Source organism: Streptomyces sp. NPDC127092 (genome assembly GCF_042722475.1).
GTDB lineage: Bacteria > Actinomycetota > Actinomycetes > Streptomycetales > Streptomycetaceae > Streptomyces.
The window spans coordinates 39,318-64,485 of the sequence record NZ_JBHXFE010000031.1 but is presented as its reverse complement, the minus strand read 5'-3'; the positions used below and the strand labels follow the sequence as shown (position 1 = coordinate 64,485).

Sequence of the window (25,168 nt, the reverse complement as noted above, 5' to 3'; positions counted from 1 at the left end):
TTCCGCCCTGGAGCCTAGGCGACGCCCGCGGGTCCCACCACGGCGCGCGCGGGGAGGTGCGGCGGCCCGTAGGGGGAGCCCTGGTTGACGGTGGCCGGGTCGAAGGCGCCGGTGGCGGCGTAGCGGCGGGCGATGGCGGCCAGTTCCTCGGCGGGGATGACCTGGTGGACGTCGGTGAAGCCGTGCGGGGCCCGCCGGTGGGCGAGGTCGATGACGACCTCGGGACCCTGTCGCCGGTTGGCCTCCTGGAGCGCGGTGGTGATGGGCCGACGGTCCGCCTCGTAGGCGCGCAGTGCCTCGGCGGGGTCGCGGTGGGCGGCGAGGGCGTGGGCGAGGGCGCGGGCGTCGACGACCGACTGGCTGGCACCGTTGGAGCCGATCGGGTACATGGCGTGGGCGGCGTCGCCGATGAGCGTGGTGCGGCCGTGGCTCCACCGGTCGAGCGGGTCGCGGTCGACCATCGGGTAGGCGTGGGCGGTGTCGGCGGCGCGCAGCACGTCGGTGACGCGGACGCCGTCGAACTCCCAGCCCTCGTAGTGGTGCAGGAAGGTCTCCACGTCGACGGCGCGGCTCCAGTCGCCGAGGTCGCCCGGGTCGGGCGCGGTGCCGGCGGGCCGGGCGAGCGCCCAGTTGACGAGGACGCTGCCGTCGGCCGGCGGGCTCATCGGGTAGACGACGGCCTTCTGGCGGTCGTCGCCGGCGATGAGCATGAAGGGCGGGGCCGTGCGGGCGGGCATCCGGGAGACACCGCGCCAGACGAGCATGCCGTTCCACGGCGGGCGGCCCTCGCCGGGGTTGAGCGCGGCGCGGACGGCCGAGCGGATGCCGTCGGCGCCGACGAGCACGTCGGGTTCGAGCGAGGCCCGGCCGTGCCGGCCGACGCGGTCGCGGTGCTCGAGGCGCAACAGCGGCTGCCCGCAGGGGCGGACGTCCACGCCGGTCACGCGGACGCCGGTGAGGACGGCGGCGGGGCCGAGCCGCTCGCGTACGGCGTCGCCGAGCACGCGCTGGAGGTGGGCGCGGTGGACGGAGAGCTGGGGCCAGCGGTATCCGGCGCCGAGGCCGCGCGGTTCGCGGGATATCAGGCCGCCGGAGCGGTGGTAGTAGCGCAGTTCCCGGGTGCGCAGGGCGGCGCCCGATTCCAGGGCGGGCAGCAGGCCGAGCGCGTCGAGTTCGCGGACGGCGCCCGGCATGAGGTTGAGTCCCGCGCCGGCCGGCCGGGGCGCGCGGGCGGCCTCGACGACGGTGATCCGGGGGAATCCGACGGCGTGCAGGGCGAGCGCGGCGGTGAGCCCGGCGATGCCGCCGCCGGCGATCACGACGTGCGGGGTGTGGGGGGCCATGGGAGTTCTCCGGGGGTCAGAGGGTCTGGCGCACCAGCGTCTCGTTGGCGCGGGTGAGGTCGAGGAGCGTGCGGAGCAGGGCGACGGGGGCGCCGCCGCTGCCCTCCTCGTACAGGCGCAGGTCGTCGCGGTAGGCCTTGCGGGCCAGGGTGAAGTGGCGGGCGCGGAAGGACTTGAGGATGCGCAGGACGCGGGCGAGCGAGTCGGCGGAGGCGGCGAGCTGCGGCGGGATCCGGTCGCCGCTCTCCCAGCTGAGGGCGGCCGAGAGCTTGCTGACGGCGGAGACGCCGCCGTGGTGCCGGGCGTGGAAGTCGCGCCAGGACGGCAGGGCGTACGGGAGCGACTCGGCGAGGAAGGCGTCGTAGGCCGGGTCGGAGCGGTCGCACTGCCAGAGGGTCAGGTCGACCAGCCAGAGCGGGACCTGGGCGGCGGCGGGGCCGAGGTAGGCGCGCCCGGCCACGTCGATCTCCTCGAAGTAGGGGCGCAGGGTGCGGGCGAAGTACTCGGGCGTCACCTGGGCGACGGTGAGGTCGATGGCGTCGACCAGGGACTGGACGTGGTGGGCGGTGCGGTCGAGGGCGAGCGCGAAGCCGGGGTCGTACGGTTCGAGCCGGGCGGTCCTGGCGCAGGCGTCGAGGGCGGCGACGAGGGCCGGGAAGGACATCCGTACGGCTTCCTGGAGGTGGGCCTCCATCGGGTGCCCGGTGTACGTGCGGCGGCGGGGGCCGGGCGGGTTCCAGGCCGTGTAGTGGTGGACGGTGTCGCGGGGCACCATGTCGGTGCGCCGGCCGAGGAGTTCCAGGACCGGCAGGACCTCGGGGACGGCGGCGACGGGCTGGATGCCGTGACGTTTCAGCGAGCCGAGGAGCACGCCCAGGTCGCGCATCGCGGCGAGCGCGTCGACCACGCTCCAGCCGGCGGCGAGCTCCGGGTCGGGGACGAGGGCGCGCAGGGCGACGGCGAGCGCGGCGGTGTCGGCGTCGGCGTTCATGGCGGGTACGGCGGCCATCACGGCGTCCGCGCCGAGCGGGTCGGCGGCGCGGATGTCGGCCACCCGGTAGCGCGGGTCGGTTCGTTCGTCGAGTCCGGGCACGACGAGTTCGTACAGCGTCACGGAAGCCCCCTCGGGAGAGGTAGGTGAGGTGTCGGGGTGGGCGCTGACCGCTGGGGCGGCGGTCAGCGCGGCTCGCCCACCCGGTCGCGGCGCGGTGGCGCCGTGACGGGGGCGGGCGGACACAGCCGTACGGCGAGGAGTGCGGCCACGGCTGCGAGGGCCGCGCCGCAGAGCAGCGCGGCGCGGAAGCCGCCGGTCTCGGCGGCGGGCGTGGGGGTTCCGGTGGTGCCGGGGGTGCCGGTGACGGCGGTGGCGACGGCGACGAGGACGGCGAGTCCGAGCACCGAGCCGAACTGCTGGCTGGTGTTGACGAGTCCGGAGGCGAGCCCGGTCTCCTCGGGCAGCGCGTCGGCGGTGGCGGCGACGTTCGTGGTGACGACGACGAGCGGCAGGGCGAGGCCCAGGACCAGGCTGGGCGCGAGCACGGTCCCGGCGAAGCCGCCGTCGGCGGAGAGCGCGAGCCCGAGCCAGGCCGTGCCGGCGGCGAGCAGCACGAAGCCGAGGGTCATGGTGCGGGCGAGCCCGAGCCGGAAGACGATCCGCCCGGTCTGCGGGGCGACGGCGACGACGACCAGGGACAGCGGCAGGAGCCCGAGTCCGCCGCCGAGCGGCGAGTGGTGGAGCACGTGCTGCAGGTACAGGCTGACCAGGAAGAACATCGGGAACAGCGCCGTCTGGGCCAGCCCCGCCAGCAGATTGGCCCGCCGCAGGACGGGCCTGCGCAGCACGTCGGGCGGTACGAGCGGTGCGGCGGCCCGCCGCTCGACGAGACCGAACGCCGCGAGCAGGACGAGCCCGCCGGCGGCGGTGGCGAGGGTCGCGGGAGCGAGCCAGCCGTGCTCGCCGCCGCCGACGAGCGCGTACGCGAGGAGCCCGAGGCCGGCGGTGCCGGTGACGGCACCGGCCAGGTCGAACCCGGGCCGGCGGGCGGGAGCGGCGGAGCCGGCGGAGCCGCCCGGGCGGGGCGGCGCTCCGCGCAGCACCGCCGGGGTCAGGGCCGCCAGGGCGGCCGCCGCGAGGACGTTGAGCCAGAAGGTGGAGCGCCAGCCGAGGAGGGCGGTGAGGGCGCCGCCGAGGGCCGTGCCGAGGACGCCGCCCAGGCCGCCCATCGCCGCGAAGACGCCGAGCGCCCGGTGGCGGGCGGGCCCGTCGGGGAAGAGGACGAGCAGCAGGGCGAAGGCGGCGGCCGCGGCGAGCGCCGCGCCGGTGCCCTGCGCGGCCCGGGCGGCGACCAGGGCGGCCGGGTTCGGGGCGAGCCCGCCGGCCGCGGAGGCGGTGGCGAGGAGGGCCAGCCCGGCGAGGAGGAGCCGCCGGTGGCCGAGCAGGTCGGCGGCGCGTCCGCCGAGGAGCAGCAGCCCGCCGAAGGTGATGAGGTAGGCGTTGGCGACCCAGGACAGGCCCGCCGCTCCCGAGCCCAGGTCGGCGCCGACCGAGGGCAGCGCGACGTTGACGATCGCGGTGTCCATGATCAGCAGCAGCTGGGTGGCGGCGAGCACGCCCAGGGCGCCCCGGGGCGCCGCGGCGGGGCTCACCGGACGGTCCCCAGGTCGTAGCCGTCGAGGCAGGCGCGGGCCAGCGCCTCGCAGTCGTCGGCGCCGCCCGCCCAGGTCTGCATGGTGAGGTAGACGTGCGGGGCGCCCTGGTAGAAGCGCTCGTAGTGCTCGTGCCGGCCGGCGAACTCGGAGCCCAGCGCGTCCCAGGCCAGCTTGAGGAGCTTGATCCGGTCCTCGGCGGTCTCGCCGGGCGTGCGGACGTACTTCCGCAGCAGCGGCCCGAGTTCGGGGTGGAGCAGGTCACGGCCGCTCGCCGGGAGCTGGATCAGCGCGCCGCCCGCGAGCAGCCGGATGTCCGCGACGGCCCGGGGGTGGATCTCGCCCGCCATGATCCGCTGGGCGAAGGAGATCTCCTGCCCGGGCCGCACTCCGCCGCGCCCGCCGTCGACCTCCTCCCAGGAGGCCTCGGCGCCGAGCACGAAGGCCTTGGCCTGGGCGACCATGCCGAGGAGCCGGCCGACGGCCTGGGTGACGGCGGGCAGCTTGTCGGTGCCGTTGGAGCGGACGATCAGGATCGCGAGGCCGGTGAGGAACTCCAGCTTGGTCCAGAAGCGGGTGGCGGACTGGTGCGTGAAGTTGAGGTAGGCGGGCGTGCGCCACCACATGCCGGCGGTGGTGGCCGGGTCCCGGTAGGTGAGCACCCGCTCCCACGGCACGAAGACGTCGTCGCACACGAGCAGCGCGTCGTTCTCGTCGTAGCGGGCGGACAGCGGCTGGTCGAAGACGGAGCGGGCGCGCTGCTCGTAGGAGGTGCGGGAGACCAGCCGGAGGCCGGGGGTGTCGACGGGCACGGAGAAGGCGAGGGCGTGCTCGGTGTCGTCGGCGGCGAGCGGTTCGATGGTGCCCACGAGGATCTCGTCGGCGAAGACGGCGCCGGTGCCGACGGTCTTCGCGCCGCGCACCACGATCCCGTCGTCGCGCTCCTCGACCACCCGGACGAGCAGGTCGTCCTCTCCCGTGCCGGAGGCCGGGTTGGTGATGGTGAAGGCGCAGAAGAGGTCGGACTCCGCGAGCCGGCGGTGGAAGGCCAGGGCGTTCGGGGCGCCGTCGAAGCCCTCTCCGGTGAAGACGTCCGGGACGGCGGCGAACCCGGCGGCGCCGGAGGCCATGTAGTCCGGCGTGCGGCCGAGGAAGCCGTAACTGGCCTCCGCCCACAGCTTGTAGGCGCGCCGCCGGGCGACCAGGTCCTCGTACGAGCGGGGCACGGCGTAGGCCCGGTGCACGCCGCCGGCGCGCAGGACGGAGGCGTGGGCGGGGTCGGCGGCGAGGTCGTGGAGCCGGGCGAACGAGGCCGCCGCCGAACGGAACGCGGGGTGGACGGTGACGTCCTTGACGCGCTCGCCGTCCAGCCACACCTCCCGCCCGTCGCGCAGGGCCTCCAGATACTCCTGCCCGGACCTGGTCACCGGTGGTCGCCTCTCCTCGGGGTGCACGGGGGTGGTGGTGCGGCTGTGCCGTCCCGAGCCTCCCGGCGCGTGCCCCCGAGGGCAATGAACGTCCGTCCAGGGCTCCTTAAGAACCGGCCAGGCCGACGGGAGGAAACGCCCGGTTCGGACGCCGGCCGCGCGGCGGCCCCGGTCAGGCGGCGCTGGCGACCCCGGACCGGTGCTCGCCCGGCGTCATGCCGTACCACTTGCGGAAGGCGAGGTGGAACCCGACGGCGCTCTGGTAACCGACCCGGGCCGGGACCGCCGACTGCGGGAGCGAGGTCTCGGTGAGCAGCCGGGCGGCCTCCTGCATGCGGCGGGCGGTGAGGTGGCGGGCGGGCGACTCGCCGACGAGTTCGCGAAAGGCGGCGGTGAACGCGGAGCGGGACATGCCGACCTCGCGGGCGAGCGAGTCGATGGTCCAGGGCTCGGCGAACCGGGTCGCGATCATCACCAGGGCCCGGCTGATGCCGGGGTGCCGCAGCACCGGCAGCGAGGCGGGGTTCCCGGCGAGTTCGCGGAGCAGCGGGCGCAGTGCCAGGACCAGGGCCATCTCGAAGGCGCGCAGGGTGATGAGCCGGTCGCCGGGTTCCACGGGCCGGTCGGCGGAGGCCAGCAGCCGCAGGGTGTCGCGGAGCAGCGGCTCGCGGTCGACCTGGGCGCGGTCGAGGACGAGGGCCCAGGGCAGCGCGCGGTAGAGGCCGGTGGCGGCGCTGGCGTCGTAGTGGAGTCCGGCGCAGAGCAGCCGGCTCTCCGCCCCGGTGCCCTCGATGCGGATCTCGCCCGAGGTGCCGGCCTTGCGCTCGGGCAGCACGGCCTTGAGCGGGATGCCCTGACGGTCGGGGCAGTCGGAGAGCCGGTGGGCGACGCCGGTGGGGAAGACGATGAGGTCGCCGGCCCGCAGTTCGATCGGGGTGTGACCGTCGCCGGTGATCCAGCAGCCGCCCTCGACGATGTAGTGGAGCACGGCGCAGCTCTGCTCGGCGTCGCCCTCGATGGCCCAGGGGGCGCTGACGTGCCAGCGGCTGTCGAAGACTCCGGTGAGCCGGAGCGGCTTGAGGAGTTCGCTCAGGAGGTCCTCGTGCTCGGCCTCGCTGCGCTCGGACCAGGTGGCGCGGTCGGCCTGACGGTCAGTGCCCTGGGTTCCCACGGTGGCCATGGACGATCCCTCAACTTCCGCCCCTGTTTGTTAATTGAACGGATGAAAAGCCGGGACCAGCCTGGAAGGGAACCGGAACCGGCAGCGGTCACAGCCTATCGAAGGGCCTCATCGACACATGTCCAGTCAGAATCCGATGCGGGTGGCGGTCGTGGGAGCGACCGGTTTCCAGGGCGGTGCCGTGGCGCGGCTGCTCGCCGAGCGGCACCATCGGGTCCGTACGCTGACGCGGCGCCCGGAGGGCGACCGGCCGCCGCTGCCCGGGGCGGAGTTCGTGGCGGGCGAGCTCGCGGACGCGGGGGCGGTGCGCCGGCTGTTCGAGGGCGTCACGCACGCGTTCGTCACCCTGCCCCTGGTGTACGAGGCCGAGCGGGTCCGCGCGTACGCGACGCACATCGCGGACGCGGCGCTCGACGCGGGCGTCGAGCGGCTGGTCTTCAACACCAACACCCGGGTGCCGCAGGCGGCGACGACGGTGGCGGCGTTCGAGACCCGCCGGACCGCGGAGGAGGTCTTCCGCGGCCGTGACCTGCCGCTGGTGGTGGTCCGGCCGCCGGTGTACCTGGACAACCTGTTCTCGCCGTGGAACGGGCCGGGCCTGGTGAACGAGGGCGTGCTGGCCTATCCGCTGCCGTCGGCGACGCCGACCGCGTGGATCTCGCACCGGGACCTCGCGGAGGCGGCGTACGGCGCGCTGACCCGGGAGGGCCTGGAGGGCAGGGTCTTCGACATCGGCGGGGCGCTCTCGCTGACGGGCGCCGACCTGGCGGCGGCGTTCGGGCGGGGCCTGGGGCGCTCGGTGCGCTACGTGCCGCTGCGGCCCGAGCACTTCGAGCGGGGGCTGGCGCAGCTCCTCGGACCGGAGACGGCGGCCGGGGTGGCGGGCATCTACCACTACATGGCGACGGGCGGCGACCCGCTGCTGATGGCGGGCGACGACGGGGTGTCGGCGGAGGCCCTGGGCGTGACGCCGGCCCCGGTGGAGGAGTGGGTGACCCGTCAGCCCTGGCAGGTGTGGTCGAGCGACACGGAGGAACAGCCCGCCTGACCTGGCGTCGGACGGGCCCCGACCGCCCTGCCTGCCGCCTGCCCCGACCGCCTGACCTCCCGTCGGGCCGGAGTCCGCCCCCGCGGCGTGACCGCCCCGCCGCGCGCCGGTCGCGTGGCCCCGCACACCTCCCGGGTCCGGAGCCACGGACCGGACCCGGGACACCACCGGCCCCGTCCCACAAGGACGGGGCCGGTTTCTTGTCCGGGAGGAGTTCTTGCCGGTCCGGCTACGCCCTAGTAGTTAACAAAGCGCCGGATTGCCCACCCGAAAACCGGGGGAAGGCTCCTTTCCGTACCCCTTCGTACTCCCTCTAGACCCGCCATTCGAGTGAACGCGCACAGGAGCGGCCATGCCCGCAACTAACCGGCCGCCGACGGAGCTAGAAAGAGCGCACACCACCCGCACCCTCGCGAACCGTCAGGTGATGCCGTGAATCCGCTCATGGGACGTATTCCCGTCTTGGACGTCCGCCCGCTGGTCGACTGTGGCCGCCGCCCCGCGAAGGCGGTGGTGGGCGAGACCTTCGAGGTCACGGCCACCGTCTTCCGTGAGGGGCATGACGCCGTCGCCGCCAATGTCGTGCTGCGCGGCCCGTCGGGCCGGTCGGGTCCGTGGATCCCGATGCGCGAGCTGGCGCCCGGGACCGACCGCTGGGGCGCCGAGGTCACCCCGGACGCCGAAGGCTCGTGGACGTACGCCGTCGAGGCCTGGAGCGACCCGCTGACGACCTGGCGGCGCACCGCGAAGATCAAGATCCCGGCCGGGATCGACTCCGAACTGGTCCTCGCCGAGGGCGCCGAGCTGCACGAGCGGGCCGCCAAGGGCGTGCCGAAGAAGGGCGGCGGCCGGGAGGCCGTGCTCGCCGTCGCGGACACGCTGCGCGACGAGTCCCGGCCGGCCGCGGTCCGGCTCGCGGCGGCGCTCACGCCCCGGGTCCTGGAGACCCTGGAGCGCCATCCGCTGCGCGAACTGGTGTCGAAGTCACCGGCGTTGCCGCTCCGGGTGGAGCGGGAGCGGGCGCTCTTCGGCTCCTGGTACGAGTTCTTCCCGCGCTCCGAGGGCGTGCGGAAGGTCCGCGGGCGGACCGTGTCCGGCACGTTCCGCACGGCGGCCGAGCGGCTGCCGGCGATCGCCGCGATGGGCTTCGACGTCGTCTACCTGCCGCCGATCCACCCGATCGGCGTCACCCACCGCAAGGGCCCGAACAACTCGCTGTCGGCGAGCCCGGAGGACGTGGGCGTGCCGTGGGCGATCGGCTCGCCGGAGGGCGGGCACGACGCGGTCCACCCGGACCTGGGCACGATCGAGGACTTCGACGCGTTCGTGGCGCGGGCGCGCGAGCTGCGCCTGGAGATCGCCCTCGACTTCGCGCTGCAGTGCTCGCCCGACCACCCGTGGGTGGAGAAGCACCCGGAGTGGTTCGCCCGCCGCCCGGACGGCTCGATCGCGTACGCCGAGAACCCGCCGAAGAAGTACCAGGACATCTATCCGATCGCGTTCGACAACGCCGGCGACAACATGGACGGGATCGTCGCCGAGACCGTGCGGGTGCTGCGGCACTGGATGGACCACGGGGTGCGGATCTTCCGCGTGGACAACCCGCACACCAAGCCGGTGGTGTTCTGGGAGCGGGTGATCGGCCGGATCAACAAGACCGACCCGGACGTGATCTTCCTGGCGGAGGCGTTCACCCGGCCCGCGATGATGCACACGCTCGGCGCGATCGGCTTCCAGCAGTCGTACACGTACTTCACCTGGCGCAACACGAAGGCGGAGCTGACCGAGTACCTGACGGAGCTGTCCGGGGACGCCGCCGCGCACATGCGGCCCAACCTCTTCGTGAACACGCCGGACATCCTCCACGCCTACCTCCAGCACGGCGGCCGGCCGGCCTTCGAGGTGCGCGCGGTGCTCGCCGCGACCCTCTCGCCGACCTGGGGCCTCTACGCCGGCTACGAGCTGTGCGAGAACACCCCGCTGCGGGAGGGCAGCGAGGAGTACCTGGACTCGGAGAAGTACCAACTCCGTCCGCGCGACTGGGAGTCGGCGGAGCGCTCGGGTGCCTCCATCGCCCCGCTCATCACCACCCTGAACCGGGTCAGGCGCCGCAACCCGGCCCTGCGCCGGCTGCGGAACCTGACCTTCCACGCGACGGACAACGACGCCGTCATCGCGTACTCCAAGCGCTCGGGTCCGAACACCGTCCTGGTGGTCGCCAACCTCGACCCCCACCACACCCAGGAGGCCACGGTCTCGTTGAACATGCCGGAACTCGGCCTCGCGTGGCACGAGACCGTGCCGGTGCGCGACGAGCTCACCGGCGAGACCTATCACTGGGGCAGGGCCAACTACGTGCGCCTCGAGCCGGGTGTCACGCCCGCACACGTACTCGTCCTGCGACCGTCCCCGCAGACCGGAGGGTCACCCACATCATGACAGTCAACGAGCCCGTCCCCGACACCTTCGAGGACACCCCCGCCAAGGACCGCGATCCCGAGTGGTTCAAGCGGGCGGTCTTCTACGAGGTCCTGGTCCGTTCCTTCCAGGACAGCAACGGCGACGGAGTCGGCGACCTCAAGGGCATCACGTCCCGCCTGGACTACCTGCAGTGGCTGGGCGTGGACTGCCTCTGGCTGCCGCCGTTCTTCAAGTCCCCGCTGCGGGACGGCGGCTACGACGTCGCCGACTACACCTCGGTGCTCCCGGAGTTCGGCGACCTCGCCGACTTCGTGGAGTTCGTGGACGCGGCCCACGCGCGGGGCATGCGCGTGATCATCGACTTCGTCATGAACCACACGAGCGACGCGCACCCGTGGTTCCAGGAGTCCCGGAGCGATCCCGAGGGACCCTACGGCGACTACTACGTCTGGGCCGACGACGACAAGCAGTTCCCGGACGCCCGGATCATCTTCGTCGACACCGAGACCTCCAACTGGACCTTCGACCCGGTCCGCAAGCAGTACTACTGGCACCGCTTCTTCTCCCACCAGCCGGACCTCAACTACGAGAACCCGGCGGTCCAGGAGGAGATCCTCTCCGCGCTGCGCTTCTGGCTCGACCTGGGCATCGACGGCTTCCGGCTCGACGCCGTGCCGTACCTCTACCAGGAGGAGGGCACCAACTGCGAGAACCTGCCCGCCACCCACGCCCTTCTCAAGCGGGTCCGCAGGGAGATCGACGAGCACTACCCGGACCGGGTGCTGCTCGCCGAGGCGAACCAGTGGCCCGAGGACGTGGTCGACTACTTCGGCGACTTCCGCTCGGGCGGCGACGAGTGCCACATGGCCTTCCACTTCCCGGTGATGCCGCGCATCTTCATGGCCGTGCGGCGCGAGTCCCGCTACCCGGTCTCCGAGATCCTGGCCAAGACCCCGGAGATCCCGGCGGGCTGCCAGTGGGGCATCTTCCTGCGCAACCACGACGAGCTCACCCTCGAGATGGTCACGGACGAAGAGCGCGACTACATGTACGCCGAGTACGCCAAGGACCCGCGGATGCGGGCCAACATCGGCATCCGGCGACGGCTCGCCCCGCTCCTCGACAACGACCGCAAGCAGATGGAGCTGTTCACCGCGCTGCTCTTCTCGCTGCCCGGCTCGCCGGTGCTGTACTACGGCGACGAGATCGGCATGGGCGACAACATCTGGCTGGGCGACCGGGACGGCGTGCGCACCCCGATGCAGTGGACCCCGGACCGCAACGCGGGCTTCTCCTCCTGCGATCCGGGACGGCTCTACCTGCCGGCCATCATGGACCCGGTCCACGGCTACCAGGTGACCAACGTGGAGGCGGGGATGGCCTCGCCGTCCTCGCTGCTGCACTGGACGAAGCGGATGATCGAGATCCGCAAGCAGAACCGTGCCTTCGGGACCGGCTCGTACACCGAACTGCACTCGTCCAACCCGGCGGTGCTCGCCTTCCTCCGTGAGGACGGCGATGACCTCGTCCTCTGCGTGAACAACTTCTCCCGTTTCGCGCAGCCGACCGAACTCGACCTGCGCCGCTTCGACGGCGTGAAACCGGTGGAGTTGATCGGCGGGGTGAAGTTCCCGGCCATCGGCCAGTGGCCGTATCTGCTCACGCTCGCCGGGCACGGGTTCTACTGGTTCCGCCTCAAGCGATCCTGAAGTACCGTCAGTTCAGTTCTGTCCCGTGTGGGGCGGTTTCCGCCGCCCCACACCGGGAACTGTGTCCCACACACGATTCAGGTCACCTCAGGTCCATACGGGCCTTCTTGTCGGGCCCATACGGATCTTCCCCTTCCGACACGTCCCGCACAGCCGGACAGCCGAAGCCGCCATCCGGGACACTCTGCGCATTTGAACGCTTACGGATACCCCTTGCGCACCCCGGGGAAAGGACGCGATGCCATGCCGGAGACCGCATCCACGACCCGGGCCCCGGACGCCCTCCTCGCCTCGCTCACACCCTTGCTGCACACCTGGCTGCCCCGGCAGCGCTGGTTCGCCGGCAAGGGCCGCCGGGTCACCGGGTTCACCCTGGACGCGGCCACCGAGCTGCTGCCGCTGGACGGCACCGGACCCGGACTCCTCCATCTGCTCGTACGGGTCGAACAGCCGGGCCGCCCGGCCGGAACACCCGCCGACTGCTACCAGTTGCTCCTCGGCGTGCGGCCCCAGCTGCCGCCGCGCCTGGCCCCCGCCCTGATCGGGCGGATCCGCCAGGGCCCGCTCGCCGGGCGGGCCGTCTACGAGGGACTGCGCGACCCGCGCCTCGCCGGCCTGCTCTACGAACGGCTGCGCAGCCCCGGCCGGATCGGCCCGCTGCGCTTCCACGCCACGGCCCCGCTGCCACCGGCGCTCGCGCCCCGGATGCTGGACGCGGAACAGTCGAACTCGTCCCTCGTCTACGGAGATTCGTTCATCCTCAAGATCTTCCGGCGGGTCAGCCCGGGCGCCAACCCGGACCTGGAACTGCCGCTCGCCCTCGCCGGAGCCGGCTGCGAACGGGTCCCGGCGCCGGTCGCCTGGTTCGAGACGGGCGCCGCCACCCTGGGCGTCCTGCAGCCGTACCTGCGCGGCTCGCGCGACGGGTGGCGGCTCGCCCTCGACGCGCTCGCCGACGGGCGGGAGTTCACCACCGAGGCCCGCGCCCTCGGCCGGGCGACGGCCGAGGTCCATCTGGCCCTCGCCACCGCCCTGCCCACCGAACGGATCCGGCGCGACCGGGCCGCGCACCTGGCGGCCGCGATGGACGCCCGGCTGCACGCCGCCGCCCAGGCGGTGCCCGCGCTCCTGCCGTACGTGCCGGGGCTGCGGGCGGTGTTCGCGGCGGCCGGTGACGCGCTGGGCGCGGGTCCGCTCCAGCGGATCCACGGCGACCTGCACCTCGGACAGACGCTGCGCGGCTCCGACGGGGCCTGGGCGGTGATCGACTTCGAGGGCGAGCCGGCGAAGCCGCTGGACGAGCGTCGCAGCCCGCAGCCGCCGGTCCGCGACATCGCCGGCATGCTCCGCTCCTTCGACTACGCGGCCCGCACCCACCGGCCCTGGAACGCCGAGTGGGCGGCCCGCTGCCGGGCCGCCTACTGCACCGGCTACGCCGAGGCCGCGGGCACGGACCCGCGCGACCACCCGGCCCTGCTGCACGCCTACGAGACCGACAAGGCGGTCTACGAGGTCGTGTACGAGGCCCGCCACCGGCCGGACTGGCTGCCGGTCCCGATGGCGGCCATCGAGCGTCTGGCGACCCGCGCGTGACCGCGGCGCCCGCCGGGCGGTCACCCGTCCGGCGGGTGTCCCCCGTTCGGCCCAGTCCCGGCCGGGACGCGGCCGCGTCCCGCCTGCGGGGCACAGGACGGGGCCCGTTCGGCCGAGTGTCCGGTGCGCTCCCGGCGCCGTTGCGCTTGCGTGGAATCCGCCGGGTGCGCCCGGTGGACTCCATCCACCCCCCTCTGCCCATCCCCCTCTCCCCCTCCAGGAGGCATCCCCGTGACCGCCCGATCCGCAGGCAGGACAGCCCGCAAGCCGAAGACGCCCGCTCCCCGGGCGGAGGCCACGCCGGACCGGGCCGCCGTGCGCCAGGCGCCCCCGCTCGACCCGGGCGACCGGGCCCGGCTGCTCGCCGGTGAGCACCACGACCCGCACGGGCTGCTCGGCGCGCACCCGGTGAAGGGCGGGATCGCCGTGCGGGTGCTGCGCCCGTGGGCGAAGTCGGTCGCCGTGCTGCTCCCCAGGGGGCGGCGCGTCGAACTCCACGACGAGGGCGACGGCATCTTCTCCGCCCTCGTCCCGCTGCTGCGCAAGGTTCCCGCGTACGAGCTCCGCGTCCGCTACGACGGCGACGAGCTGGCCGTCGACGACCCGTACCGCTTCCTGCCCGCTCTCGGCGAGCTCGACCTGCACCTGATCGGCGAGGGCCGCCACGAGGAGCTGTGGACGGCGCTCGGAGCCCGGGTCATGACCCACCAGGGAGTGACCGGCACCCGGTTCACGGTGTGGGCGCCGAACGCCCGCGGCGTCCGCGTCACCGGCGACTGGACGTACTGGGACGGCACCGCGCTGCCGATGCGCTCGCTCGGCGCGACCGGCGTGTGGGAGCTGTTCGTGCCGGGCATCGGAGAGGGCGCGGTCTACAAGTTCGACATCGCCCGCCCGGACGGCTCGCACACGCTGCGCGCCGACCCGATGGCCCGCCGCACCGAGTGCCCGCCGAACACCGCCTCCGTCGTCACCGCCGACCACCACGTGTGGCAGGACGCGGAGTGGATGGCGCGGCGCGGCGCGCGCCCGCACCACGAGGCGCCGCTGTCCGTGTACGAGGTCCACCTGCCGTCCTGGCGCCCGGGCCTGACGTACCGCCAGCTCGCCGAGCAGCTGCCCGCGTACGTCAGCGATCTCGGCTTCACGCACGTGGAGTTCATGGCCGTCGCCGAGCATCCCTTCCACGGCTCGTGGGGCTACCAGGTCACCGGCTTCTACGCGCCGACGGCCCGCCTGGGCACCCCGGACGACTTCCGCCACCTGGTGGACGCGCTGCACCGGGCCGGGATCGGCGTCCTGATGGACTGGGTGCCGGCGCACTTCCCGCGCGACGACTGGGCCCTCGCCGAGTTCGACGGGCGTCCGCTGTACGAGCACGAGGACCCGCGCCGTTCGGCGCACCCGGACTGGGGCACGCTCGAGTTCGACTACGGGCGCAAGGAGGTGCGGAACTTCCTCGTCGCCAACGCGGTGTACTGGTGCGAGCAGTTCCACCTCGACGGCCTGCGGGTCGACGCGGTCGCGTCGATGCTGTACCTGGACTACTCGCGCGAGGGCGGCGAGTGGCTGCCGAACGAGTTCGGCGGCCGGGAGAACCTGGACGCGGTGGCCTTCCTCCAGGAGATGAACGCCACCGTGTACAAGCGCTGCCCGGGCGTGATCACCTTCGCCGAGGAGTCGACCGCCTGGGACGGCGTGACCCGGCCGACCGACCAGGTGGGGCCGGGCGGCTTCGGCGGGCTCGGCTTCGGCATGAAGTGGAACATGGGCTGGATGCACGACTCCCTCGGCTACGTCGCGAAGGACCCGGTGCACCGCAAGTACCACCACCACGAGATGACCTTCTCGATGGTGTACGCGTACAGCGAGAACTACATCCTGCCGATCTCCCACGACGAGGTCGTGCACGGCAAGCAGGCCCTGGTGTCGAAGATGCCGGGCGACTGGTGGCAGCGGCGCGCCAACCACCGCGCCTACCTGGGCTTCATGTGGGCCCATCCGGGCAAGCAACTGCTCTTCATGGGGCAGGAGTTCGCGCAGGGCGCGGAGTGGTCGGCGGAGCACGGCCCCGAGTGGTGGCTGATGGACGAGACGTACCACTCGGCCGGCGACCACCGGGGCGTACGGGACCTGGTGCGCGACCTCAACACGGTGTACACGGCGACGCCGTCGCTGTGGGAGCGGGACACCTCGCCGGAGGGCTTCCAGTGGATCGCGGGCGACGCGGCGGAGGACAACGTCTTCGCGTTCCTGCGCTTCGACGCGATCGGCTCGCCGCTGCTCGCGGTGTGCAACTTCTCGCCGGTGGTGCGGCACGACTACCGGCTCGGGGTGCCGGACACCTTCGCGGCCTGGTCGGAGGTGCTGAACACGGACGCGGTGCGGTACGGCGGCAGCGGCGTGGTGGGCACCGACCCGGTGAAGACCGAGTCGGTGCCGTGGCACGGCCGGGCGGCGAGCGTGCGGATGACGCTGCCGCCGCTGGCGACCGTGTGGCTCAGGCCGGCATGAGCCTCAGGCCCGCCTGATCACGCCCAGGCGCTGGGTGGCCCGGGTCAGCGCCACGTACAGGTCGTTGGTGCCGTGCGTGGCGCCGGCCCGGATGCCGTCCGGGTCGACGACGAGGACCGTGTCGAACTCGAGGCCCTTGGCCTGGCGCGGGTCGAGCAGGACGAGCGGCCGGGTCAGGTCGGGCTTCGGCCCGTAGGAGGCGCCGGGCAGGGCGGCGATCAGCTCCGGGTGCAGCTCGGCGGGCGCGATGACGGCGAGCCGGCCCTCGGGCCGCAGCTCCGCCGCCACCGCGTCGGCGGTCTCCTTCACCGGGTCCTCCGCGGTGCGGTCCCAGGGCGCCACACCCGTGGAGCGGACGGAGCTCGGGGGCTCGAACTCCGGGTCGTCCTCCCGGCGCACGTCCGCGGCGACGGCCATGATCTCGGCCGGGGTGCGGTAGTTGACGCCGAGCCTGACCAGCTCCCAGCGGTCCTCCACGTACGGCGCGAGGATCTCGTCCCACGCGCCGACACCGGCCGGGTCGCCGGTCTGCGCCGGGTCGCCGACCAGGGTCATGGAGCGGGTGGGGCTGCGGCGCATCAGGAGCCGCCACAGCATCGCGGAGAGCTCCTGGGCCTCGTCGACGATGATGTGGCCGAAGGCCCAGGTGCGGTCGGCGGCGGCGCGTTCGGCGGCGCTGCGGTGGTCGGCCTCCTCGTGCCGTTCGGCGAAGCGCTCGGCGTCGATGATGTCGTGCGCGGACAGCACCTCGGAGGCGTCCTTGTCGACCTCCTCCTTGTCCTCGAACTCGTAGGTGCGGGAGGCGTACGACACGTCGAGGACGCCCTGTGCGTACTGGATCTGCTTCTGCCGCTCGGCCTCCTGGGCGGCGCGGGCGGCGGAGTCGTCCTCGCCGAGCAGCTCGGCGGCCTCGTCGAGCAGCGGCACGTCGGCGGCCGTCCAGGCCGCGCCGGCGGGCCGCCGGATGGCCGCCAGGTCCTCCTCGTCGTCGAGGTGGGTGGGCTCGGCGAGGTAGTCGGCGAGGAACTCCTGCGGGGTGAGCGGCGGCCAGAGGGTGTCGAGGGCGGCGTGCACCTCGGGGTTGGCGGCGACGCCCTTGGCGAGCAGGGCCAGGTCGTCGGGGCCGAGGAAGTTGGGGCCGCCGTAAGGGTCGGCGCCGATGCGGTCGGCGAGCTGTTCGGCGAGCGCGTCGAGGATCGCGAAGACGAAGTAGGGGCGGGCCAGGTTGTGCGGCAGGAAGGTCTCGCGGGCCTTGTGGCGGGCCTCCAGGGCCATGTCCCAGTCGATGACCAGGTCGCCGTCCTCGTGCGGGACGATCAGCGGCTCGCCGCGCTCGGGCACCTGCTGCCGGTCGCGGACGGCGGCGGCCAGCGCCTCGGCCATGCGGAGCGAGCCCTTGACGGCGGCGGCGCGGGGAGTGTCCGTGCCGGTGGCACGGACGCCGGGGAAGAGCTCGCCGGGGGTGGCGAGCAGCACGCCGGTCTCGCCGAGGGAGGGCAGGACGTTGCCGATGTAGCCGAGGAAGGCGGGGTTGGGGCCGACGATGAGCACGGCGCGCCGGGCGAGCTGCTCGCGGTGCGCGTAGAGCAGGTAGGCGGCGCGGTGCAGCGCGACGGCGGTCTTGCCGGTGCCGGGGCCGCCCTCGACGACGAGGACGCCGCGGTGCGGGGAGCGGATGATGGCGTCCTGCTCGGCCTGGATGGTCTGCACGATGTCGTGCATGCGGCCGGTGCGGGCGGCGTCGAGCGCGGCGAGCAGGACCTCGTCGGCGTCGCGGTTCTCGTGGCCGGTGCGGGTGGAGTCGTGGAGGTCGAGCACCTCGTCGTGGAGCGAGACGACCTCGCGGCCCTGGGTGGTGATGTGCCGACGGCGCCGGAGACCCATGGGCTCGTAGCCGGTGGCGAGGTAGAAGGGCCGGGCGACGTCGGCGCGCCAGTCGACGACGAGGGGCGTGCGCTGGGCGTCGTCCTCGCGGATCCCGATCCGCCCGATGTGGTGGTCGCGCCCGTCCCGGAAGACGAGCCGCCCGAAGCAGAGGCCGCTCTCGCCCGCGTTCAGGGCGGCGAGCAGGCCGGACTGCTCGGCGACGAGCACGTCGCGCTCGAGCCGCGCCTGGGCGTTGCCGGCACCGGGCGTGCCGAGCGCCGCCGCGACACCGGCCTCGGCTTGGTCCCGGAGGTCGTCGAGTCGTGCGTAAAGCTCGGTGATGAATTTCTGCTCGTTCCGAAATTCTTCGGTTGACAATTCGACTCCCGGCGCGATACTGTGCTTTTAGTGAAGTGCTCCGCGTTTCCGGTATGCCCGGAAACGGAACTCACTAATATACGTGGAACATCACCCCGGCTGTCAATTCTAGTCCGGGGTGTTTTCGTGTCCCCATGACGAATGACGCACCTTCCTTCCCGGCGGCCCGCGCGCTGCTGCTCACCCACGGCGCGGACACCGTGCCGCACCCCGGCGGCACCCTCCTGTCCCACCTCGACCGCGTCGAGACCCGCCTCGCCGCCTGGGGCGCCCGCCCCGCCCTCCGCCTCGCCGGCCTCTGCCACGCCTTCTACGGCACGGACGGCTTCGACGAAAGCCTGCTCCCCCGGGAACGCCGGCCGGAGCTGGCGGCGGTGATCGGCGAGGAGGCGGAGAACCTCGTCCACTTCTACGCGAGCTGCGACCGCGACTTCTCGTACACCGCGCTGCCCGACCCGGCCGGCCCCTTCCGCGACCGCTTCACGGACGAGACCTTCACCCCGACCGCCCGGCAGCGGGCGGACTTCGCCGAGATCACCGCGGCCAACGAACTGGACCTGGCGGCCGTGAACCCCGAATTCCGCACCCGCTGGGGAGATCCGCTGCTGCGGCTCTTCACCCGCTGGCGGCCGCTGTTGAGCGAGGCGGCCTTCGCCGACGTACGGAACGTGCTCGCACCGCGCGGATAACCGGGTGCGGGCGCGCCCGGGCCCCTGCTAGCGTCCGGGCCATGAAGCGCGCTGCCGATCTCACGACGACGCCGGAGAGTGTCCCGGCGCGCTGACAGCTGTCTTTGTCCGAAGCCCCGGGGCGAGTGCCCCGGGGCTTCGTCGTGCCGGCCGGACTCGCCCACCCGCCGAAACGAGGAACGACCATGAGCGAGTCCCCGAACGCCGTCGACCACCGCAGGCTCGGCCGCGAGCTGGAGCTGTTCGACACCGATCCGCTGATCGGCGCCGGCCTGCCGTACTGGCTGCCCGACGGCGCCGCCGTACGGCAGGCGCTGGAGGAGTACGTACGCGAGGCCGAGCGGCGGGCCGGGTACCGGCACGTGTACTCGCCCGTGCTCGGGAAGCGCGAGCTCTACGAGATCTCCGGACACTGGGCGCACTACAGCGACGACATGTTCCCGCCGATGGACGTCGGCGGGGAGCAGTTCGTGATGCGGCCCAGCCTCTGCCCGCACCATGCCGTCATCTTCCGCTCCCGCGCGCACAGCTACCGCGAACTGCCCTTGCGCATGGCCGAGCTGGGCGGGATGTTCCGGTCGGAGCTGTCCGGTGTCCTCGGCGGGCTCACCCGGGTACGGGCCATCCAGCTCAACGACGCCCACATCTTCTGCACCCTCGACCAGGTCGCCGAGGAGGCCGCCGGAGCGCTGGGGCTGATCCGGGAGGCGCACGCCGCCATGGGGATCGTGCCGGTGCGGTACCAGCTGTCGCTGCCCGGACCCGGCGGCAAGTACGTCGCCGCGCCCGAGAAGTGGGAGCGGTCGATCGCCCTGCTGCGGGAGGTCCTCGACGCCTCCGGGCTCGACTACGAGGAGGCGGAGGGCGAGGCCGCGTTCTACGGCCCCAAGATCGACGTGCAGGTCGCCGACCCGGCCGGCCGCGAGTCGACCCTCTCCACCGTCCAGGTCGACTTCCACCAGCCCGAGCGGTTCGACCTGCACTACATCGGCCCCGACGGCGCCCGGCACCGCCCCGTGATGATCCACCGCTCCGTGATCGGCAGCGTCGAACGCGCCGTCGCCCACCTCGTCGAGCGGCACGCGGGGGCCTTCCCCGCCTGGCTCGCCCCGGTCCAGCTCGCCGTCCTGCCCGTCTCGGACGACGAACACGGCGCCGCCGCCCGCCTCGTCGCCCGAGCCGCCGAACTCGGCCTGCGCGCCGAGCTCCTGGACCAGGCCCAGGGCACCCTCGGCGCCCGCGTCCGCGCGGCCCGGCTCGTCCCGTACCAGGCGGTGATCGGCGCGAAGGAGGCGGCCGGCGACCTGGTGGCGGTACGACTGCGGGACGGACGACGGCTGGACCCGATGCCGACCGGGGAACTCCTCGGCCGAGTACGGGAGTTGGTGGACGGCCACTCGACCGCGCTGTGGGGCGGCTAGGACGCCTCGAAGAGCGGGGAGAGAACCGCGAGGAGGCGAGGGCCGAGCTCGCGGCGCGCCTCCGCGGTCTCCGCGTGCGGGTCGTCGAAGCCGTCCCAGTCGACCTCACCGAGCACGGCCTCGAACATCCGCAGGCTCAGCGGCTCGTCGTGGTACCCCGGCCACTCGTCCGCCTCTCGCAGCAGCCGCTCCACGAGCGCGAGGGGCGGCGGGCAGCTCTCGGCCAGCAGCACCGCGTCGTACAGGTCCTTGCCCTGCGGGTACATGTCGCTGAGCAGCCACATGAGCTTCCAGGCGAGGGAGAGTTCGCGGCTCGCGGCCATCAGGCCCACACCCGCGACCTCGGCCGGCTCGGCGGGCAGCGGAAGCGGCTCGTCGAAGACGAAGTCCAGCTGGACCTGGCCGCCGGGCAGCCCGGGGGCCGCCCACGGGATGACCAGACGGCGGCCCGGCACCCGCTCGTACGTCCAGATGTACTCGGAGACGGCACCGGCCGCCGAGATCGAGAGGTTCGTGCCCCGCTCCTCGGCGAGCCGCTCGGCGGCCTCGGCGATGCCGGCGAGCATGTCCGCGGTACGGGGCTCCTCGACGCGCCAGGTCTCGGGGACCACGACGAAGTCGATGTCCTTGGGCGTACGGGCGGCGTCGCCGAACCAGGCGGACATCAGCATGCTGCCGCGCAGCACCAGGGAGTCCGCCCACGGCGAGCCGGCGACCGCCGCGAGGACGAGGTCAAGGGCCGTGACGCGGGCTTCCTGCCAGCGGGCCCGCAGCGCCGGGTCCTCGATCACCCCGTCGCCGGGCCCGAAGGCCCGCCCGAAGTGCTTGAGGGCCGGGTCGAAGACCTGGTGCCGCAGGGCGGCGTCGCCGATACCGGCGGTCAGGGTGCGCGGCAGCCCGTCCCTGCGGCGCTCGTAGTCGGCGCGGGACTCGCCCGCGTGCCCGGCAGTCCCCCCGCCGGCCCACCCCGCGTCCCGTCCTGTGTCCCGCTCATACGGCCTCCTCCAGCCAGCCCTCGTCCAGCGACAGGTCACTGTCGGACAGGACGAACTCCCGCTCCTCCGCGACCACCTCGTACCCCGCCCCGGCCAGCGCGGCGACCAGCCCGTCGCACGCCGTGCCCGCCGCGTCGGCCGGCCCCGGGTGCCGCTGGGTGACGAAGCGCTCGTGCCGTCCTCCCGGGCCCGGGAGGACCCGGCGGGCGTTCCACGAGACGTGCGCGCCGTGCGGCACGACGAGGGCTTCGAGCCCGCCCCGGTCGTAGGCGGCGGGCAGCGCCAGCTTCAGGTGGTGCTCGTAGTAGCCGCCGCCCGGCCCCGCGGGCTCCGCGCTCCATGGCACCGTCTCGACCTTGACCCGCACCGGCTCGAAGCCGGCGTCCCGCAGCCCCGCCACGACCTCCGGGTGACCGGTGCGGTCGGGCAGGGTCAGCATCGGCTGGACGGGCGTCCGGCCGCGGGCCAGGACGATGGTGGTGAGCTTCAGGCCCCGGTCCGCGGCCCAGCCGGCGAGCCGGTCCCGCTCCGCCTCGGTCCGGCACCGGACCGTCACATGCGTCTCGTACACCGGAGCGATTCTGGCAGAACGGCCGCGCCGCCTCACCCGGGTTACCGGGTCAGCGCAGGTCGGACAGCTCCTCCAGGAGCCGGCGCTTCGGGCGGGCGCCGACCATCGACTTCACCGGCTCGCCGGCCCGGAAGACCAGCATGGTCGGCATCGACAGGACGCCGTATCTGGTGACGGTCTCCGGGTTGGTGTCCGCGTCGATCTGGACGACCTTCAGCCGGCCGGCCTCCTCCCGCGCGACCGCGCTCAGCACCGGCGCCAGCTGGCGGCACGGGCCGCACCAGTCCGCCGTGAACTCCACGAGGACCGGCAGGTCCGCGCCGAGCACCTCCGCCTCGAAGTCGGCGTCGGTGACCTCGGCCACACCCTTCGCTGCGATCATCTTCCTCACCCTCCCGTTTCGGTCCGCTCGTCGTGTCCGGGCGCGAGTTCGCACCGCGGCTCGGGCCCGCCCGCCAGCTCCGCCTCGGCGCGCAGCAGCTGCGCCCCGACCTGGGCGCGCACGTTCTGCAGCTGGTCGATGAGCCCGTCGAGTTCGGCGAGCTTGCGCCGGTAGACGGCGAGGGACGCGGGGCACGCGTCGCCCGCCGGGTGGCCCGCCCGCAGACAGTCCACGAACGGCCGCGTCTCCTCCAGCTCGAACCCGAAGTCCTGCAGGGTCCTGATCTGCTGGAGCAGCCGCAGGTCGTCCTCGTCGTAGGTGCGGTAGCCGTTCTCCGTACGCCGGGCGGTGAGCAGGCCCCGGGACTCGTAGTAGCGCAGAGTCCGCGTGGTCGTGCCCGCCCGCTCGGCAAGCTCGCCGATTCGCATGCCTCCGAACGTAAGCCTTGACGTCCGCGTCAGGGCAAGCGGCGGGCTCCCGGCGCGGTTTCCGGGAGGCCGGCGGGGTCAGGCCCCGGGCGGGAGCAGCGGTTTCCGTTCCACCGGTGAGGACAGCACGATCGACGTCGTGGTCCGGCCCAGGGCGGAGGTCTGTTCCAGGATCTCCTCCAGGTGGACGGTGTCGGTCACCGCGACCTTGAGGATCCAGCAGTCCTCGCCCACCACGTGGTGCACCTCGCGGATCTCGGGGCGGGCGATCAGTTCGAGGGTGCGCGGGTGCCTGAGGTTGTAGCCGCCGTGCGGGTTGACGCGGATGAAGGCCTGGATGCCGTAGCCGAGGCGGGCGGGGGCGACCTGCGCGCCGTATCCGGTGATCGCGCCGCAGGCCTCCAGGCGGCGGACCCGTTCGGTGACGGCGGCCGGGCTGAGCCGGACGCGGCGGCCGAGTTCGCTGAGCTTGATGCGGCCGTCGCTCTGGAGGAGGTCCAGGATCTGCCGGTCGATGGGGTCGAAGGCGCCCGCCGTCGTTTCGACGGTGGCCGGGCGCGCGGGCCGTGGTTCCTTCGGTGTGACCGCCTGGACTCCCATGTTTCCCCCTTCAGTCGGCGAGGCCACAACGTAACACTTGAGGCATGGAGATTCTGATCATCGGCGGGACGCGCTATTTCGGAAAGCGACTGATCACGCGGCTGCTCGCCGACGGACATCGCGTGACGGTTCTCAACCGCGGTTCCGCACCCGCGCATGCGGGGACGGTTCCGCTGATTGCCGACCGCAATGACGAAACGGCGCTGGAAAGGGTTCTCGCGGGGCGGGAATTCGACGTCGTGATCGACCAGGTCTGCTACACCCCGCGCCAGGCGGACATCGCGCGGCGGGTCTTCGCGGGGAGGACCCGGCGTTATGTGATGACCTCGACGGTGGAGGTGTACGAGTACGAGGACTCGGCCGACCCGGTCGCCGAGGGCGCCGTCGATCCGGCGACCGTCCCCGTGGACCTCGGACTGCCGTGGGAGGAACCGGAGTTCCTCGACGCGCACTACGGGGAGGGAAAGCGGCAGGCGGAGGCGGTGTTCGCGGCCGGCGCGGAGTTCCCGTGGGCCTCGGTCCGGGTGGCGCACGTCCTCGGCGGCGCCGACGACTTCACCGGCCGCGTCGGGCACTACGCGCGGCGGATCGCGGCGGGCGAGCCGATCGCGGTGCCGACGGCGAACCGGGCGGCCACCTACGTGTACGTGGAGGAGATCGCCGCGTTCCTGGCGTGGGCGGCGGAGGCCGCGTTCACCGGGCCGGTGAACGCGCATTCCCACGGCCCGCTGACGACGGCGGAGATCTGCACCGCGATCGAGGAACTGGTGGGCGGCCGGACCGTCTTCCAGGAGGTGGAGGTGGGCGAGGTGTCGCCGTTCTCCTTCGCCCGTTCGTACGCGATGGACAATTCCCGTGCGGAAGGCCTGGGATATCGCTTCTCGCATTCCTCGCAATGGCTGCGGCAGGCGATTTCCGAAACGGTCTCCGGGATCGCGGCGGACGGGAAGGCGGAGGCGTGATGCGGTACCGCACGCTCGGCGGCACGACCGTCGGCGCGATCGGACTCGGCGCGATGCCGCTGTCCATCGAGGGCCACCCCGACGAGGCCCGGGCCCTCGCCACCGTCCACGCCGCCCTGGACTCCGGCGTGACCCTGCTGGACACCGCCGACTCGTACCACCCGCCGGGCGGCGAGACCGGCGCCAACGAACGGCTCGTGGCCCGCGCCCTCGCCACGTACGGGGGCGACCGCGACGCGGTGCTCGTCGCCACCAAGGGCGGACGCGGGCGGAGCGCCGACGGAGGCTGGACCGTCGACGGCAGGCCCGGGCACCTGCGCCGCGCGGCCGAGGCCTCGGCCCGGCGGCTCGGCGGCGACGCGATCGGCCTCTACCAGCTGCACAAGCCGGACCCCGCCGTCCCGTACGCCGAATCCCTCGGCGCGGTACGGGAGTTGCTCGACGCGGGCACGGTCAGGCTGGCGGGCGTCTCCAACGTGGACCGCGACCAGATCCTGCTGGCCCGGGAGATCCTGGGCGAGCGCCTGGTGTCCGTGCAGAACCGGTACTCGCCGGCGGTCCGTGACAGCGAGCCCGAACTGCGGCTCTGCGCCGAACTGGGACTCGCCTTCCTGCCCTGGAGCCCGCTCGGCGGCATCTCCCGCAGCTCGCTCGACGGAAGCTCCGCGCAGGAGGCGGACCCGCGCTTCGGCGCCTTCCACCGGGTGGCGCGGGCACACGGCGTCTCGCCGCAGCGCGTCGCCCTCGCCTGGCTGCTGGCCCGCCCGGGCGGCCACGTCCTCCCGATCCCGGGCGCGAGCCGCCCGGAAACAGCGCGCGACTCGGCACAGGCCGCCGACCTCGCCCTCACGGCCGAGGAGTTGGCGGAACTGAACGCCTGAACGGCGGCGGGGGCGCGGGGCGGGCGGACGTCGGCGGACGGACGGACCTCGGGCGGGCGGGCGGACGGCCGACGCCGGCCGGGCGGGCCGGTGCCGTCACACGGAACGCCCCCG

Annotated in this window: 20 protein-coding genes; 9 read left to right on the top strand and 11 right to left on the bottom strand. The window is 73.5% G+C overall.

The genetic code is table 11. The annotated features are described in order from the left end of the window. Window positions 1–14: 14 nt before the first annotated feature. The 5 genes from ACFWJO_RS24625 to ACFWJO_RS24605 all read right to left on the bottom strand — a co-directional run bounded on the left by ACFWJO_RS24625 (window position 15) and on the right by ACFWJO_RS24605 (window position 6,587). Entirely contained in the window at window positions 15–1,343 is a 1,329-nt protein-coding gene (locus ACFWJO_RS24625) for an FAD-dependent monooxygenase (RefSeq protein ID WP_386868345.1), read from the bottom strand. 16 nt (window positions 1,344–1,359) lie between these two features. Next, the gene (locus ACFWJO_RS24620; protein ID WP_386868343.1) at window positions 1,360–2,457 is read right to left on the bottom strand and encodes a monodechloroaminopyrrolnitrin synthase PrnB family protein; all 1,098 of its coding nucleotides are present in this window, start codon (window positions 2,455–2,457) and stop codon (window positions 1,360–1,362) included. A 62-nt stretch (window positions 2,458–2,519) separates the two neighbouring features. Then, window positions 2,520–3,989, bottom strand: coding sequence for an MFS transporter (locus ACFWJO_RS24615; protein WP_386868341.1), 1,470 nt, complete (start codon window positions 3,987–3,989; stop codon window positions 2,520–2,522). Beyond that, window positions 3,986–5,416: a 4-hydroxyphenylacetate 3-hydroxylase family protein gene (locus tag ACFWJO_RS24610; protein WP_386868339.1), complete on the bottom strand. Its 1,431-nt coding sequence runs from the start codon at window positions 5,414–5,416 to the stop codon at window positions 3,986–3,988. The genes ACFWJO_RS24615 and ACFWJO_RS24610 overlap by 4 nt, the downstream gene beginning before the upstream one ends. Before the next feature lie 172 nt (window positions 5,417–5,588). Then, window positions 5,589–6,587, bottom strand: a complete 999-nt coding sequence (locus tag ACFWJO_RS24605; RefSeq protein WP_386868412.1) for an AraC family transcriptional regulator — start codon at window positions 6,585–6,587, stop codon at window positions 5,589–5,591. 127 nt (window positions 6,588–6,714) lie between these two features. Here ACFWJO_RS24605 and ACFWJO_RS24600 point away from each other — a divergent pair, with 127 nt between their 5' ends. From ACFWJO_RS24600 to glgB, 5 genes are all read left to right on the top strand, one after another. Further along, the gene (locus ACFWJO_RS24600; protein ID WP_386868337.1) at window positions 6,715–7,644 is read left to right on the top strand and encodes an SDR family oxidoreductase; all 930 of its coding nucleotides are present in this window, start codon (window positions 6,715–6,717) and stop codon (window positions 7,642–7,644) included. A 444-nt stretch (window positions 7,645–8,088) separates the two neighbouring features. Beyond that, window positions 8,089–10,083: an alpha-1,4-glucan--maltose-1-phosphate maltosyltransferase gene (locus ACFWJO_RS24595; protein ID WP_386868335.1), complete on the top strand. Its 1,995-nt coding sequence runs from the start codon at window positions 8,089–8,091 to the stop codon at window positions 10,081–10,083. Beyond that, entirely contained in the window at window positions 10,080–11,774 is a 1,695-nt protein-coding gene (treS, locus tag ACFWJO_RS24590) for a maltose alpha-D-glucosyltransferase (RefSeq protein WP_386868333.1), read from the top strand. Before ACFWJO_RS24595 ends, treS begins: the two co-directional genes overlap by 4 nt. Before the next feature lie 243 nt (window positions 11,775–12,017). Continuing rightward, on the top strand, window positions 12,018–13,367 hold the full coding sequence (locus ACFWJO_RS24585) for a maltokinase (RefSeq protein WP_386868331.1): 1,350 nt from the start codon (window positions 12,018–12,020) through the stop codon (window positions 13,365–13,367). A gap of 231 nt (window positions 13,368–13,598) precedes the next feature. Further along, window positions 13,599–15,881: a 1,4-alpha-glucan branching enzyme gene (gene glgB / locus ACFWJO_RS24580; protein WP_386868329.1), complete on the top strand. Its 2,283-nt coding sequence runs from the start codon at window positions 13,599–13,601 to the stop codon at window positions 15,879–15,881. A gap of 3 nt (window positions 15,882–15,884) precedes the next feature. On the opposite strand, the gene ACFWJO_RS24575 is transcribed toward glgB, so the two are convergent. Then, the gene (locus tag ACFWJO_RS24575) at window positions 15,885–18,125 is read right to left on the bottom strand and encodes a HelD family protein (protein ID WP_386868327.1); all 2,241 of its coding nucleotides are present in this window, start codon (window positions 18,123–18,125) and stop codon (window positions 15,885–15,887) included. 134 nt (window positions 18,126–18,259) lie between these two features. Between ACFWJO_RS24575 and ACFWJO_RS24570 the strand changes: the two genes are divergently transcribed. Beyond that, entirely contained in the window at window positions 18,260–18,814 is a 555-nt protein-coding gene (locus ACFWJO_RS24570) for a DUF6817 domain-containing protein (protein WP_386868325.1), read from the top strand. 185 nt (window positions 18,815–18,999) lie between these two features. Beyond that, on the top strand, window positions 19,000–20,235 hold the full coding sequence (gene thrS, locus ACFWJO_RS24565) for a threonine--tRNA ligase (RefSeq protein WP_386868323.1): 1,236 nt from the start codon (window positions 19,000–19,002) through the stop codon (window positions 20,233–20,235). Here thrS and ACFWJO_RS24560 read toward each other — a convergent pair. From ACFWJO_RS24560 to ACFWJO_RS24540, 5 genes are all read right to left on the bottom strand, one after another. Next, a complete protein-coding gene (locus tag ACFWJO_RS24560) occupies window positions 20,232–21,269 on the bottom strand; it encodes a nucleotidyl transferase AbiEii/AbiGii toxin family protein (RefSeq protein ID WP_386868321.1) in 1,038 nt (345 codons plus the stop codon). The two genes, thrS and ACFWJO_RS24560, sit on opposite strands and share 4 nt — an antisense overlap. Next, window positions 21,226–21,801 carry a hypothetical protein gene (locus tag ACFWJO_RS24555; RefSeq protein WP_386868319.1) on the bottom strand — a complete coding sequence of 192 codons (576 nt, stop codon included), beginning with the start codon at window positions 21,799–21,801 and terminating at the stop codon, window positions 21,226–21,228. The genes ACFWJO_RS24560 and ACFWJO_RS24555 overlap by 44 nt, the downstream gene beginning before the upstream one ends. Window positions 21,802–21,850: 49 nt before the next feature. Next, window positions 21,851–22,183: a thioredoxin gene (gene trxA / locus ACFWJO_RS24550; RefSeq protein ID WP_386868317.1), complete on the bottom strand. Its 333-nt coding sequence runs from the start codon at window positions 22,181–22,183 to the stop codon at window positions 21,851–21,853. Between the two features lie 5 nt (window positions 22,184–22,188). After that, window positions 22,189–22,611, bottom strand: a complete 423-nt coding sequence (locus ACFWJO_RS24545) for a MerR family transcriptional regulator (protein ID WP_386868315.1) — start codon at window positions 22,609–22,611, stop codon at window positions 22,189–22,191. A gap of 78 nt (window positions 22,612–22,689) precedes the next feature. Then, window positions 22,690–23,211 (bottom strand): Lrp/AsnC family transcriptional regulator, encoded by a 522-nt coding sequence (locus ACFWJO_RS24540; protein WP_386868313.1) that lies wholly within the window; start codon window positions 23,209–23,211, stop codon window positions 22,690–22,692. Between the two features lie 44 nt (window positions 23,212–23,255). On the opposite strand from ACFWJO_RS24540, the gene ACFWJO_RS24535 reads away from it, so the two are divergent. Together ACFWJO_RS24535 and ACFWJO_RS24530 are read left to right on the top strand one after the other, a co-directional pair. After that, window positions 23,256–24,173 carry an NAD-dependent epimerase/dehydratase family protein gene (locus tag ACFWJO_RS24535; RefSeq protein ID WP_386868311.1) on the top strand — a complete coding sequence of 306 codons (918 nt, stop codon included), beginning with the start codon at window positions 23,256–23,258 and terminating at the stop codon, window positions 24,171–24,173. Then, window positions 24,173–25,054, top strand: coding sequence for an aldo/keto reductase (locus tag ACFWJO_RS24530; RefSeq protein ID WP_386868309.1), 882 nt, complete (start codon window positions 24,173–24,175; stop codon window positions 25,052–25,054). Before ACFWJO_RS24535 ends, ACFWJO_RS24530 begins: the two co-directional genes overlap by 1 nt. Window positions 25,055–25,168: the final 114 nt, after the last annotated feature.

Excerpts from the sequence above, each read along its gene's own strand:
- ACFWJO_RS24625 (WP_386868345.1), bottom strand. The coding sequence starts at position 1,343 with ATGGCCCCCCACACCCCGCACGTCGTGATCGCCGGCGGCGGCATCGCC.
- ACFWJO_RS24600 (WP_386868337.1), top strand. The coding sequence starts at position 6,715 with ATGTCCAGTCAGAATCCGATGCGGGTGGCGGTCGTGGGAGCGACCGGT.
- ACFWJO_RS24595 (WP_386868335.1), top strand. The coding sequence starts at position 8,089 with ATGGGACGTATTCCCGTCTTGGACGTCCGCCCGCTGGTCGACTGTGGC.
- treS (WP_386868333.1), top strand. The coding sequence starts at position 10,080 with ATGACAGTCAACGAGCCCGTCCCCGACACCTTCGAGGACACCCCCGCC.
- ACFWJO_RS24585 (WP_386868331.1), top strand. The coding sequence starts at position 12,018 with ATGCCGGAGACCGCATCCACGACCCGGGCCCCGGACGCCCTCCTCGCC.
- ACFWJO_RS24570 (WP_386868325.1), top strand. The coding sequence starts at position 18,260 with ATGACGAATGACGCACCTTCCTTCCCGGCGGCCCGCGCGCTGCTGCTC.
- thrS (WP_386868323.1), top strand. The coding sequence starts at position 19,000 with ATGAGCGAGTCCCCGAACGCCGTCGACCACCGCAGGCTCGGCCGCGAG.
- trxA (WP_386868317.1), bottom strand. The coding sequence starts at position 22,183 with ATGATCGCAGCGAAGGGTGTGGCCGAGGTCACCGACGCCGACTTCGAG.
- ACFWJO_RS24545 (WP_386868315.1), bottom strand. The coding sequence starts at position 22,611 with ATGCGAATCGGCGAGCTTGCCGAGCGGGCGGGCACGACCACGCGGACT.
- ACFWJO_RS24540 (WP_386868313.1), bottom strand. The coding sequence starts at position 23,211 with ATGGGAGTCCAGGCGGTCACACCGAAGGAACCACGGCCCGCGCGCCCG.
- ACFWJO_RS24535 (WP_386868311.1), top strand. The coding sequence starts at position 23,256 with ATGGAGATTCTGATCATCGGCGGGACGCGCTATTTCGGAAAGCGACTG.
- ACFWJO_RS24530 (WP_386868309.1), top strand. The coding sequence starts at position 24,173 with ATGCGGTACCGCACGCTCGGCGGCACGACCGTCGGCGCGATCGGACTC.